The following is a 14,404-nucleotide window of genomic DNA, read 5'->3' as shown; positions in this document are numbered from 1 at the left end:
ACTATGAAAAGACCTGCCACCATTTTTTTGTTTTGATTCCGTAACCATACCCGTACTTGCCGCCATAGCCAAGATTACTTTCTTTTACATCATTGACCACAAAATTAAGACCAACCAATTTACCTTCTTTTTGAAGTGAAATAGGAAAATCCACAACTTTGGTTTCAGTTACATGGGCCCTTGTTACATAAATTGTATGATTGGCGTAAGGCGAGATAAGAAGCGTATCCGTAACAACCATTAATGGAGCAGAATCAATAATTACATAATCATACTTTTGAGATACTTCCTCGATTAAATTTTTAAACCGATCACCCATCAACAATTCAGATGGATTGGGTAAGATTTTCCCGGAGTATATTACGTCAATAGTATTGTTATGGACCAACATGGTTTTAATCAAATCATCTGTTTCAATAGAATGATCCATTAAATATTCCGATAACCCTAGTTTATTGTTTTTCTTAGCTTTACCTAAAATATCTACATTTTTATCTTCCTTGAAAAAGTCAGTTAATTTAGGATTTCTAATATCCGCTCCTATTAATAAAACTTTTTTCTTTGTACTGGAAAAAATCATTGATAGATTAGAAGATATAAACGTTTTACCTTCGCCAGATACACTTGATGTTACTAAAACTACATTGTTCCTATCAACAGAATTCTTAGACTTGATAAGATAATCCAAATTTGTTCTTAAAATCCTTAAGGACTCCGCCAAGACAGATCTATCATCTTCATGTATATATTTCTGAGATTTTTTATCAACACTTGGTAATTCTGCCAGTACCGGATAATTGCCAATAACTTTTTCAAGCATGGACTTGCTATGAACCTTGTTGTCCATTAAATTATGCGCATACAAAATGGAGAACGGAATGATAAATCCTAATAAAAATGAAGCTAGATAAATTTTAAATTTATTAGGAGAAATTGGTCTTTCATCCGTTAAATAAGCACTATCAATAACCTTGGATTTTGGTGCGGTAGATGCCAAAGCCACTTGAGATTCTTCTCTTCTTTGTAACAGATAAAGATATAAGGATTCTGTTGTCTCCTGTTTTCTAGTAATATCCCTTAATGCTCTTTCATTTTTTGGTGCGGAATATATTTTGGAATTTATCCTGGATTGTTGTTTACTAAGGTTATTTACCGTTAAGGACAAATTATTTTCCATAGCACCTAAACTGGCTGCTAAACCATTTTTAATACTTTGTAACTCTTCATTTAAACCAACAATGACAGGGTTTTTGTCATTAGAACTTTTCAATAACCTATTTCTCTCTTGTAAAAGCTGATTATATTTTGCAGTGCTATTTGCAATTGATGGATCTGAAATACCAATATTTGAAGGAAGCGTTTCATTTGTATCATTTTGATCGGTAACGATTTCCTTCATTGCCGAAGCAATATTTAATTGATTTCGATAATTTTCAAGTTCTTGTTGAGTTGCAGCACCTACGTTTAAATTTATATTGGCCTGTGACTGAAGATCTGCCAAGCCCCTATCTGTTTTGAATTCTTGGGCAGTTTGGTCTACCGTTGCCAAATTGGAGTAAATATCTGAAATTCTCTCATTAATAAACTTAAACGTTCTATCCGCTATTTCTTTTTTATCTAAAACTGCGTTAGTATTATAAACGTTAACCAATTCATTCAAGATTCCAATGCCTTTTTCCGGTATTGGATGCTCAATGGAAAGCGTCAAGATTTTTGAAAATTCATCTATGGTCGATATTTTGACCATTTTTTTAAAATTTTGAGCCACTGCGGTAATTGGATTAACAACAATTTTGATATCCTCACCCTCGTAAGCATTAAAGAACTGAATATTTGGCGTAATGATTACATCACCTACAGGCGTACTAATATTTTTACCAAACGAATAAATTTTTGGAAGTTCATCTTCCTTGTTCCTGAGCTTAAAATTACTTTTGGAAGTTAATTCAATATAAAAAATATGTTTGGCATTGAATAACAAAGAATCTGGAGAAAGAAAATTAATATTGACAGGTACCTTATTATAAATTTCAGATTCTTTGATATCCCCAACTTGGCTAAACGTTACGTTTGCCTTTAAATTTTTTACGACCTCAATAAAATTAGACCTTGAATTTAAAACTTCTATCTCATCTTCAACTTCATTTTGCTTTCCACCTAAAAAATCCAAATCCTTAAATACAGCAAGTTCAGAAGAAGCACCTTTTTCTTCCAAAATTTGAATTTTGGCACTAATATCATATTTAGGTACGGCATATCTATTATAAATATAGGCTGCACCCAATAAGATAATGATAGTCAACAAGAACCAATACCAGCGTTTTGCATAACGAACAACAATATCATTTAAATCTTGTTCTTGTTGAAAACCTTTTGAGATAGTATTCATAAATAATTAATGAAATGTTTTGTTTAATTTCTTTGGGTCAACAATAATACCGTAGATGTAATAATAATAGATGCAATAGAAATTGCATTTGAAGTCCTATTATCCAAACTGGAAGAGGTTATTAAAGATTTATTGGGCTCCACGTAAACAACATCATTTTGTGTTAAATAATATACAGGGGAATCCAACGCCTTTTTTGAAGTCAGGTCAATGTGATTATAAACCTTGGTTCCATTAAAATCCCTCAACACCAATACATTCTCACGTTTTCCTTTAATATGCAAATCTCCCGCCAATCCTATAGCTTCTAAAATTGAAATCTGCTCCCCGTTTACTGGATATGTACCAGGCTTATTAACTGCTCCCAAAACGGTAACCGTAAAATTCTTTAACCTAATGTTTACTATTGGATTTTTAAGGTAATCCGCTAATTTATCCTTTAATAAGGTCTTAACTTCAGCAGGGCTTAATCCTTCAATCTTTACTGACCCAAGTACTGGAAAATCAATATTACCTTCCTTGTCTACTATATAATCTACCTGCTCTGGTCTAAACCCCCCTTCTTCAGCTCCCTTAAAAAGGTTAAAAGGCAAACTAGCTTCTGGATCAAGGGTTGATATATGAATACTTACAACGTCATCTACTTTAAACCTATATGAATCTATATTGTCATTGACCAGAGTTTCAAAATTAGTTGCATCTTGAAAATATACTACTTCTTTTCGAGATGCACAAGAAGCAAAAAAAAGTGCACATAGACCCACAATCGTAAAACGCTTAAACATTATCATATAATTTAAATTATTTAGAAAATTCTCTTTTTAATCCTGTTTCCAATTTAATGATTTTGGAATCGTCCTCCTTTACCTTATCCAGTTCGGCAAATTTAGAATTCTTAGAAATATATTCAGGAACTATTTCCTTCATCAATTTAACGGTATCACCATTGAACAAGATATTGGTAATACATAATTCATCGATTTTAGATCTTACGTATGTAAAGTCGTCATCACGAACCTTACTGATCATAATTTTCTTGTTATATGTTGGTAGAGTATCCTCATCATTGGCCAACAACTCTTCATATAGTTTTTCACCTGGTCTTAATCCAGTGATCTTAATATCGATATCCTCAGGATATGATAGACCGGAAAGCTTTATCATATTCTTTGCAAGGTCAAAAATCTTAACAGAATCACCCATGTCAAATATAAATATTTCACCACCCTTGCCCATAGACCCAGCTTCCAAAACCAATTGTGAAGCTTCAGGAATGGTCATAAAATATCTGGTAATATCCTTATGCGTAACAGTTAACGGTCCACCGCTCTCCAGCTGCTTTTTAAATAACGGGATTACAGATCCGTTTGAACCAAGGACATTTCCAAATCTGGTAATTATGAATTTTGTACTGCCCAATTTCTGCATACACCCAATATACTTTTCGGCAATTCTTTTTGAAGCGCCCATAACATTTGTCGGGTTAACGGCTTTATCCGTAGAAACCAGTACAAATTTATTGGCGTTATATTGAATTGAAAGATCCGCAATTACCTTTGTACCAGCAATGTTAACCTTTATAGCCTCATATGCATTATACTCCATTAAAGGTACATGCTTGTAAGCTGCCGCATGAAATATATAGGTAGGTTTAAATTCCTGAAATATTTGATTCATCCTATTTCTGTCCCTTACATCCCCAACAATACATACAAAATTATGGAATCCCTTTCTAATAAGTTCCTGTTGAAGATCATACAGCGCAGATTCGGCTTGATCTACAATAACCAATGTTTTATACTCATATAAGCATATTTGCCTTACCAGCTCACTACCAATAGAACCTGCTCCACCAGTTACAAGTACGGTTTGGTTTTCCAGTTCTTTTGCAGTTTTTAAATTTTTGATCTTTATTGGGGGTCTGTCCAATAAATCCTCGATTTGGACATTTTTAATCTGTGATGCTTTAAGCTCACCATTTATCCATGTTTCTATAGGAGGAACAATTTTCACTTTGACATCAAGATCAACCAAACGTTTTACTTCTTCGCGCAATTGTTTTTGGGGAATATCCAAGGCGGTAAAAATAATTTCCTGTATTCCTCTTAAATTGACAAACTCTTTACTTAATTCAGATTTTCCATGTACATGGATTCCATTGATGTTTTTTCCGGTTTTTTTATCCAAATGATCTACGTAACCAACAACTTTAGCTGAATTCTTTGGACTGCTTATCAAGACATTATAAGTCATGATCCCCGCATCACCTATTCCATATATAAGAACGTTCTTTGTAAATTTAGTAGTGGAATTTATAAGTCTATGGTAAAGCGATTTAAAAATAAATCTTGCCGCCGTAAGCCCTATAAAAGAAAGCAAACTATGAATTATTACAATGGATAAAGGAACCGTAAATTCCCCTGCAAAACCATAAAACTTATTAATGATTACTGCCAGAATGGTAAATATATTGGCCAAGCAGACCACATTAAAGAGATTGTATACATCCTTTGCCCCTGTATGCCTAATTACCCCTTTGTAGGAACCAATGATAAGTATGGCCGCTAAAGAAGCCAATAGCACTACAGGTAATTGGGTTAATAATTGTCCAGTATCAAATGAAAGGGTAAGATTGAATCTTATAAAATAGCTCAACAAGAAAGCTATTCCAAATATGAATAGGTCTATTACTATAACTATCCATTTAGGGCGATAATTTTCAGAATTTCTAACAATGTAATTTAGAATCATATCTTTTTATAAATAGGTTAAATTTCTCAAATCAAATATACCAATAGACTTAGCATATCCCTGAAACCCGACTTATAATTCGCCAAAGATATTATAAAATCGTTTAACGGTGCTTTTTATTGAATCTGAACTTTCAAAAATTCAATAACATCCTAAAATTGACATATTTGATCGGTATTTGACCAATTTATTATAGAACACAATTTACGTATTTATATTATGTATTGCAGCATGTTTTTCTGGTATGTCATTGAACGATTATATATTGGTATTAAACGTTTAATAAAGATTGGCTTAATATGGTTTGGTTATTTTTGTACTATCGGAAAGTGACTTTTTTAATACTTGAAGTAGAACACAAATGACACAAAAATTTCATTTCATATTATTACTGTTTTTAAGCGTACCCTTATTAGTGTTTTCTCAAAATGAAAGTACTATGGGAAAGTGGGGGGATCCAATTGAATTTGGCATAGTACCAGTTGCAGTAGCAAATTTACCAAACGGAAATTTACTTACATGGTCATCTCAATTTAGGGACACTTTTATTGTTGAAGGAGACGGCATGACTTTTACCGAACTTTTTGACCCTAAAGCCAATAATGGCCTAGGTGCATCATTGGGTGAATTCACAAGTAACACCGACCATGATATGTTTTGCCCTGGTATTAACAATCTAGCCGATGGTAGAATTTTATCCGCAGGCGGTACCAGTAGCGAAAGAACCAGTATCTATGATTGGAGGACCAATTCTTGGACAGTTGCAGATGAAATGAACATACCACGGGGCTACCAAGGTAACGTCACATTATCGGATGGATCTGTTTTCACCGTTGGAGGTTCCTGGAGCGGTGGAAATTATGGAAATAGGGATGCAGAAATTTATTCCTCGTTAACCGGTTGGTTAAAATTACCAAATATTCAAGGCGAAGATATTTTTGTGAATGATGATTTAACGATGGAATCCCAAGGAAATTATAGGGCGGATAACCATGTTTGGTTATGGCCGGCTCCCAACGGAAAATTATTTCATGCCGGTCCAAGTGAAAGAATGCATTGGATCGATGTAGACGTACCCGGAGGAAGTATAGTTGACGCAGGTAAGCGTCAAGATTTAGGTGCGGGGGCTGTGGACGGTTATTCCATGAAAGGTAATACTGTAATGTTCGATATAGGTAAAATATTGAAAACCGGTGGCGCCCCTGCATATGGTGCAGATTATTATGGCACAACGCCTGCCCGTCAAAATTCATTTATCATAGATATCAATGGTACTGGACCTAACCCAACCCCAACGGTAACTTTTACCGGCAATATGAACTTGGCAAGGACCATGCACAACAGTACCGTTTTACCTACTGGAGAAGTCTTGATTACGGGCGGACTACAAAAAGCAGCTGTATTTACAGATGATACAGCGGTCTTGGGTGCTCAAATTTTCAATCCCTATGCCACTGGAAACAAATGGAGTACCGTGGCAGCAATGACCGTACCTAGAACATACCATAGTGTTGCAATTTTAATGGTAGACGGTAGGGTATTTGTAGGTGGTGGTGGACTTTGTGACGGATTATCACTAACACAAGGATGCACCAATCACATGAATGCGGAAATATATAGCCCGCCTTATCTGTTCAAGTCCGATAATACTTTGGCGGAAAGGCCAGAAATAATCGATGGTCCTGAAAGTTCAGGTTATGATACCACAATTAATGTAGAGGCTACACTTGGAATACAACAATTCAGCTTAATACGTTTTTCCGCAGCTACACATTCTACAAATAATGAACAGCGCAGAATCCCTGTAAATTTCACTGCATCCGGTGATTCTTATGACGTAGAAATTCCTAATCGTGAGCTGCTTCCTCCAGGGTACTATATGTTATTTGCTATTGATAATAATGGTGTACCGTCAATTGCCCATACCATTAAGATTGGTTCTGAAATTCCGTTATCCAATAATTCCAATTTAGTTTTGGACATGCAATTTGACGAGCCTTCTGGTACAAATGTTCCTGATATTTCCCAATACGGTAATCATGGTACAATTATACAAAGAGATGATAACGGAGATCCGGTTACGGCAAATCAACATTCTTGGTCAGAAGGTATAATTGGAAATGCCTTGGAATTTGACGGACTTGAATTTACAAGTAATTCACTTTTAGAAATAGATTACAGTGAAGAACTGGCATCTACCGCCAATTCTATAACCCTATCTGCGTGGGTATACAGAAACAGCAATAGTGTAATTTCCGGAAGTGGAAAAGTTGCCAATGTAGGCATATTTAGCCAATCATATCCCAATATGTTCTTTGGTTTTCACAACACCTTGTACAAATGGGCATTTTCTACAGAAGCAGAGGCTTTAAATTGCTATTCCGGCTATGCACCATTAAATACTTGGGTGCACCTAGCGGCAACATATGATGGCAATACTGCAATACTTTATGCCAACGGTGTAGAAGTTTGTAGGCGACAAATAAGTGGCCCCATTAAACTGGTAAACGATAATCCTGACCTTAGTAAATTTACGGCATCTGGATTTTATGAGGATGGAAGCAGAAATATCCCAGTAACTTATGGTGGTAATAACAGTGGTATTACAGATGAGATTAGTGGTAAAATTGATTTACTTAAAGTATATAATAAAGTTCTTGAGCCTGCTGAGATACAGGCACTTTACAATGAAGGTTTTGACACCAATAATCCACAAATTACAAATTGTAATGGTAATTATTTAACAGTACAATATAAGATCGGAGCTAATGGCTCCCCGATCCAAGGAACGGACATAGTAGTTCCTGAAGGTTCCGAAGTCTATATTAAGGCCGCAAATGCTACAGGAGAATATTATATAACCACAACACAGTATGATGGGCCTACCATAAGTTCTTTGGATAGTACTAAGATGACTGCAGATGGCTATTATAGATTAGATACTTCAGTAAATATTATAGCAATACCACCTTGGAACAATCCAAATAGAAATGATGGCTTTGTAGACGCTTCCAATGTTGGACAATTTGTGGTATCCACACCCGCTGGATGCCAGACTACGATTAATCTATCATTATTGGAAGATAATCAGGAAGAAGGTTGTCCAAACTATTTACCAAATGGAGATCCTTCCATATTCATCACTTCAGGGGCATTAAACACTGGGTTAGATGAAGCAAACGGAACCAATATTGAAACCAATGGATCAGAATGCGCTTTAGAAATCATAAACAATGACAGTGACAATCCATGGGCCCGTTTTACCGTGACAATAAATCTTCAAAAGTTTGGAATACAAGCTGGTGATGAACTATATCTTGAACTTGACGGAAAAGGAAATAGCAATGCCGCATTTGAGGTTGTACGCGATAATTCCAATGCAAACCCACCAATTGGCAGCTATACGTTTAATCAAAATTGGACCACGTTCAAAGGATCTATTATCGTTCCAGGTAATACGCAAACCTTAGATTTATGGTTGTATAGTAACTACAGTAAATTAGAACCGGGTACAGCCTATTTTGACAATTTGAAAGTAATCAATCTAACTGCAACCAATGGAAACAGACCACCTACTGCAGAATTTACTGCCACACCGCTTACCGGCGATGCTCCTTTAAATGTAAGTTTTAATGCAAATGCGTCTACGGATGAAGACGGTACAGTCAATCAATACGTATGGAAATTTGGGGATAATACCACTTCGAATGTTAAAAACCCATCAAAATTGTACAATACGCCAGGAACCTATTTGGTTAGCCTAACGGTTTTTGACGATGGTGGCTTACGTGATGAAAAAACTACGTACATCACAGTTCTGGATACTGGCAACCAATCACCGGTCGCCGTGGCGGAGGCCGATGTCACCTCCGGAAATGCCCCGTTGACGGTCCAGTTCACGGGTAGCAACTCTACCGATGACGGTCCTCTAACCTATGCATGGAATTTTGATGACGGAGGCACCTCCAATACTATAAATCATGAACATACTTTCATGTCTAGTGGAACATATACTGTTTCCTTAACTATCACAGACAGTTCTAACGTTACTGACACGGATTCAATTACAATAACGGTCAATGACCCTCCAAATCAAATACCACAGGCAATCATTGATGCGGACCCTATTTCGGGTACTGCCCCCTTGGATGTACAGTTCAACGGAAGCAACTCTACCGATGACGGACCCCTTACCTATGCATGGGACTTTGCGGATGGGGTCATATCTACATTGGAAAGCCCGGAGCATACCTTTTCAGAGAGTGGGTCATATGAAGTGAGTCTTACCGTGACCGATGCATTCAACGAGACCGATACGGAAACAATAACCATTACGGTAAACGATACCGCCAATCAAATGCCACAGGCAGTTATTGAAGCCGACCCTATCTCCGGTACTGCCCCCTTGGAAGTACAGTTTAACGGAAGCAGCTCTACCGATGACGGACCCCTTACCTATGTATGGGACTTTGCGGATGGGGTCACATCTACATTGGAAAGTCCGGAACATACCTTTTTAGGAAGTGGGTCATATGAAGTCAGTCTTACCGTGACCGATGCATTCAACGAGACCGATACGGAAACAATAACCATTACGGTAAACGACCCTCCAAATCAATTGCCGGTGGCCGTAATTGAAGCCGACCCTATCTCCGGTACTGCCCCCTTGGATGTACAGTTCAACGGAAGCAACTCTACCGATGACGGACCCCTTACCTATGTATGGGACTTTGCGGATGGCGGTACATCTACATTGGAAAGTCCGGAGCATACCTTTTCAGGAAGTGGGTCATATGAAGTCAGTCTTACCGTGACCGATGAATTCAACGAGACCGATACGGAAACAATAACCATTACGGTAAACGATACCGCCAATCAAATGCCACAGGCAGTTATTGATGCAAATCCTATCTCCGGTACTGCCCCCTTGGAAGTACAGTTCAACGGAAGCAGCTCTAACGATGACGGACCCCTTACCTATGCATGGGACTTTGCGGATGGCGGTACATCTACATTGGAAAGTCCGGAGCATACCTTTTCAGGAAGTGGGTCATATGAAGTCAGTCTTACCGTGACCGATGCATTCAACGAGACCGATACGGAAACAATAACCATTACGGTAAACGATACCGCCAATCAAATGCCACAGGCAGTTATTGATGCAAATCCTATCTCCGGTACTGCCCCCTTGGAAGTACAGTTCAACGGAAGCAACTCTACCGATGACGGACCCCTTACCTATGCATGGGACTTTGCGGATGGGGTCACATCTACATTGGAAAGCCCGGAACATACCTTTTCAGGAAGTGGGTCATTTGAAGTCAGCCTTACTGTGACCGATGAGTTTAATGAGACCGATTCGGAAACAATAACTATCACGGTCAACGATACCGCCAATCTAATGCCGGTGGCCGTAATAGAGGCTGACCCTATTTCAGGAAATGCTCCACTAGATGTACAGTTTTCAGCTAGCAATTCTACAGATGACTACGAAATTGTTTCATATATATGGTCATTTGATGATGGTAACACGGCAAGCGGTGAAAATGTCAGTCATACATTCCAGACCATTAAAGATTATGAAGTTACGCTTACTGTAACAGATTCCAATGGTGCATCGGATACTGAAAGCATTATTATTTCTGTCAATGACCTGGATAATCAACCTCCAGTAGCTAGAATTGAGGCAAACCCGATTTCTGGAAATGCGCCTTTGCTTGTAGAGTTTTCAGGAAGAGGTTCTACGGATGACAATGGCATAGTTTCCTATGAATGGAATTTTGGAGATGGAACCACATCAAATGAAATTGACGTAAACCATACTTATGAATTTATGGGTGAATATCTGGTTACCCTAACCGTAACAGATGCGGAGGGCCTTACAAACGAGAAAAATGTAACCATTTTTGTCAATGAATCAAACAATCAAGCGCCAGTTGCCATACTAGATACCGATTTAACAGAAGGTGATGCTCCGCTCACCGTAGAATTTATTGGTTCTAATTCAACAGATGACACCTTAATTACTACTTATAAATGGGATTTTGGTAATGGAGAAAATGCAGAAAACGCAAATGTACAATACACGTATAATACTCCGGGTGTTTATACTGTAGTTCTTACAGTTACGGATAGTGAAGGCCTAACTGATACTACTTCTACGATTATTACAGTTAATGAAGGCAATATTGATTGTAGTGCTAAATTGATTGAAACTTATTACTCCGTTAATAATGGAAATCAACAGTTGAACGCTACAACGGTTATAGCATTCGTAGGGGATTACCTAACACTTGGCTTGCAGCCTAATAATGAAATGTTTACAGTTACAGGACCGCTTAATAAGGAATTGAACGTGTTACCTTTGGTGATTGAAAATGCCCAAATCTCTAATAGTGGTATATACACGTTACAAACAGAGGATGGATGTTCCTTTACCATCAATGTTCAATTTACCTTAAATGAAACCTTGAACAATGCTTCCGTAGATGATATTGTAATTTATCCAAATCCAGTAAGGGACGAGACTTTAAAGATTGAGCTTTCAAAGTTCATGAACGAGGGCATAAATATTGGTTTCTATGACATTTATGGTAAATTAGTTTTCCAGAAAATGATTAAGAATGATCATGAAGAAATTTATGAGCTGGATTTATCAACCTTAAGCCGTGGAATGTACCTAATGGAAATTATAAAAACTTCAAATGACAACTCAACCATTAAAAAAGTCATTAAAATTGAATAATTAGTGTTTATTTTGAAAATGGAAATATTTTGTAAACAATCACCATTTAACGAAACAACATATTGAAAATTTTAATTACCGGTGCAGCAGGCTTTATTGGTTTTCATTTAGTCAAAGCATTATTTCTTAGTGGACATGAGGTTATAGGGTTAGATAATTTAAATAACTATTATGACGTTAATTTAAAATTAGCCAGACTAAGGGAATTGGGTATAGACAATATATCTGATTCCCAAATTGGACTTAAAATAAATGGTCTTCACAATTTTACTTTCTATAAAGGCGATATATGCGATACGACATTTATTGATAATCTATTTAAGACAGAACATTTTACCCACGTAGTACATTTAGCTGCTCAAGCCGGTGTTAGATATAGCATTACCAATCCAGATACATATATAGATTCCAATATTATAGGATTTTATAATATTCTAAAAAATGCTAAACAATTTGCCATTGAACATTTTATCTATGCCAGTAGCTCCAGCGTTTATGGAAATAGTAAAAAAATGCCATTTTCCACGAGTGATAATGTAGACCAGCCCATAAGCCTTTACGCGGCAACCAAAAAATCCAATGAGCTTTTTGCGTATACGTATAGTCATTTATTCAATTTAAAAACAACCGGATTGCGTTTCTTTACCGTATATGGACCATGGGGAAGACCAGATATGGCTTATTATAAATTTATAGAGGCCATAATGGCGGATAAGAAAATTCCTGTATATAATAATGGTAATTTAGAACGGGATTTCACCTACATCGATGACATTATAAAAGGTATAATTAAAGTGATAGATACTGGCTTTATTTCCAATTCAGAAAATGAAAATTATGCCATTTATAATATAGGTAATGGAAACCCAATTAAGTTAATGGATTTTATCTCGACAATAGAACATCATTTGGGAAGGAAAGCTATTATGGAAATGCTTCCAATGCAAGATGGCGATGTATATAAAACGTACGCAGACATTTCGGATTTAAAAATTAATTACGGTTATCAACCAACAACAAATTTAAATCAAGGAATTAGGAATTTTGTAGAATGGTACAAACAGCAGTTTTAATATTAAAGTCTAAAGTGCAATTTTGTGGTGTATGGAAAATTCCGTTGCCAAATTTAAATTAGAATAATAATACATATATAAAAATGAAAATAGGTATAATTGGGTTAGGTTATGTTGGACTTCCATTAGCGGCACTTTTTGCTACTAAATATAAAGTTGTTGGTTTTGATATTAACCAAATAAGAGTCGATGAAATCAATGCGGGAAAAGACAATACACTTGAATTGAGCGACCTGGATTTGCAAAAGGTCCTTGTTGAGAATTTAGACGCAAAGGAAAAAGGTCTGGTATGTAGTTCATCAATAGAAGAACTTGCAGATTGCACCTATTATATCATTACTGTACCAACCCCAGTTGACGACACCAAAAGGCCTGTCTTTACACCACTTATAAAAGCTAGTGAAACAGTAGGTAAAGTTCTTAAGCCCAATGATATTGTCATATATGAATCTACGGTTTACCCTGGTGCTACGGAAGAAATTTGCATTCCCGTATTGGAAAAAAGTAGCGGAATGGTCTTTAATAAAGATTTTTACGCAGGATATTCTCCGGAACGTATCAATCCCGGGGATAAAAAACATACTGTAGAAAAAATCCTAAAAGTTACCTCTGGCTCCACAAAGGAAATTGGTCAAAAAGTAGATGAATTATATAAGTCGGTCATTACCGCCGGCACCCATTTGGCACCTACCATTAAGGTTGCGGAAGCATCTAAGGTTATAGAAAACACCCAACGAGATATTAATATTGCTTTTGTAAACGAGCTTGCTAAAATATTTGGTCTATTGGGTATAGATACAAACGATGTATTGGAAGCTGCAGGCACCAAGTGGAATTTTCTTCCTTTTAAACCAGGATTGGTAGGAGGACATTGTATTGGTGTAGACCCTTATTACCTAGCCCAAAAAGCCCAAGAACATGGCTATAATCCAGATTTAATACTTGCAGGTAGAAGAATTAACGATGGCATGGGAGAATACTTGAGTTTGCAGATAATTAAGTTAATGCTAAAACATGATACGCAGGTTAAAGATGCAAAAGTATTGATATTGGGTATAACCTTTAAGGAAGATTGTCCAGATGTAAGAAATACCAAAGTAGTTGATTTAGTCAATAATTTAAATGAATATAGGGTAAAAACAACAATATATGACCCTTGGGCAAGTCCAGAAGAGGTATTTCAAGAGTATGGTCTTGTAACTACACAGGAAAAACCCAATGAAAAATTTGATGTTATTGTACTAGCAGTTTCCCATGATAAATTTTTAAAAGAAGATCTTTCAAAATTTCAGCATGAAAAAACATTAATTTACGATGTTAAAGGAAAACTGGTTAATGGCTATACGGCCAGATTATAAAAATAATTCAAATTTTAAAAAATTAATTTTGCAAACCTTCGTTTGTAGAATATCAAAGATTTACAAAGAACAATCTTTAAGTCTTGCC

6 protein-coding genes are annotated in these 14,404 nt (G+C 36.4%); 3 read left to right on the top strand and 3 right to left on the bottom strand.

Annotated elements, in window-relative coordinates; genetic code table 11:
* Position 1: 1 nt before the first annotated feature.
* From Q2T41_RS16885 to Q2T41_RS16875, 3 genes are read right to left on the bottom strand one after another with little or no spacing between them, the layout of a single operon-like run.
* On the bottom strand, positions 2-2,389 hold the full coding sequence (locus Q2T41_RS16885) for a GumC family protein (protein ID WP_304437038.1): 2,388 nt from the start codon (positions 2,387-2,389) through the stop codon (positions 2-4).
* 23 nt (positions 2,390-2,412) lie between these two features.
* Entirely contained in the window at positions 2,413-3,174 is a 762-nt protein-coding gene (locus tag Q2T41_RS16880) for a polysaccharide biosynthesis/export family protein (protein ID WP_379921021.1), read from the bottom strand.
* A 16-nt stretch (positions 3,175-3,190) separates the two neighbouring features.
* Positions 3,191-5,140, bottom strand: a complete 1,950-nt coding sequence (locus tag Q2T41_RS16875; protein WP_144800230.1) for a polysaccharide biosynthesis protein — start codon at positions 5,138-5,140, stop codon at positions 3,191-3,193.
* Between the two features lie 439 nt (positions 5,141-5,579).
* Here Q2T41_RS16875 and Q2T41_RS16870 point away from each other — a divergent pair, with 439 nt between their 5' ends.
* The 3 genes from Q2T41_RS16870 to Q2T41_RS16860 all read left to right on the top strand — a co-directional run bounded on the left by Q2T41_RS16870 (position 5,580) and on the right by Q2T41_RS16860 (position 14,316).
* Positions 5,580-11,885 (top strand): PKD domain-containing protein, encoded by a 6,306-nt coding sequence (locus Q2T41_RS16870; protein WP_304437036.1) that lies wholly within the window; start codon positions 5,580-5,582, stop codon positions 11,883-11,885.
* Positions 11,886-11,947: 62 nt separating this feature from the next.
* Positions 11,948-12,958 carry an NAD-dependent epimerase/dehydratase family protein gene (locus Q2T41_RS16865; protein WP_304437035.1) on the top strand — a complete coding sequence of 337 codons (1,011 nt, stop codon included), beginning with the start codon at positions 11,948-11,950 and terminating at the stop codon, positions 12,956-12,958.
* A gap of 83 nt (positions 12,959-13,041) precedes the next feature.
* Positions 13,042-14,316 carry a nucleotide sugar dehydrogenase gene (locus Q2T41_RS16860; RefSeq protein WP_304437034.1) on the top strand — a complete coding sequence of 425 codons (1,275 nt, stop codon included), beginning with the start codon at positions 13,042-13,044 and terminating at the stop codon, positions 14,314-14,316.
* Positions 14,317-14,404 lie beyond the last annotated feature (88 nt).

The organism is Maribacter confluentis (genome assembly GCF_030505015.1).
GTDB classification, from domain to species: domain Bacteria; phylum Bacteroidota; class Bacteroidia; order Flavobacteriales; family Flavobacteriaceae; genus Maribacter; species Maribacter sedimenticola.
This window is presented reverse-complemented; position numbering and strand designations above follow the sequence as displayed.